This is a genomic window from Planococcus sp. RAB007_Raresut, assembly GCF_057369535.1.
In genome coordinates this window covers 1-269 of the sequence record NZ_JBXYIF010000121.1, presented here as the reverse complement: position 1 = coordinate 269, position 269 = coordinate 1, and the positions used below count along the sequence as shown (strand labels likewise).

The following is a 269-nucleotide window of genomic DNA, read 5'->3' as shown; positions in this document are numbered from 1 at the left end:
GTGGTACATGTGTTGTGATTGAAGATCTCGCAGATGCGATTAAATCAGGTCACCTTGCAGGTGCAGCGGTTGTCGTATTCCCGAAAGAGCCTAAAGCCAATGGTGAAGAGTTTGTTTCACCACTACGTGGTTTAGACAACGTGATCTTGACTCCACACGTTGGTGGTTCAACCATGGAAGCGCAAGCGAACATTGGTTTAGAAGTAGCTGAGAAATTTGTTGCATATTCAGACAAAGGTATGACGCTTTCTGCGGTGAACTTCCCTGAA

1 protein-coding gene is annotated in these 269 nt (G+C 45.7%); it reads left to right on the top strand.

What is annotated here, in order from left to right; genetic code table 11:
• Nucleotides 1-14: 14 nt before the first annotated feature.
• A partial coding sequence (locus AC2Q9J_RS17985; protein WP_499042054.1) for an NAD(P)-dependent oxidoreductase occupies nt 15-269 on the top strand: 255 nt, incomplete at its 3' end.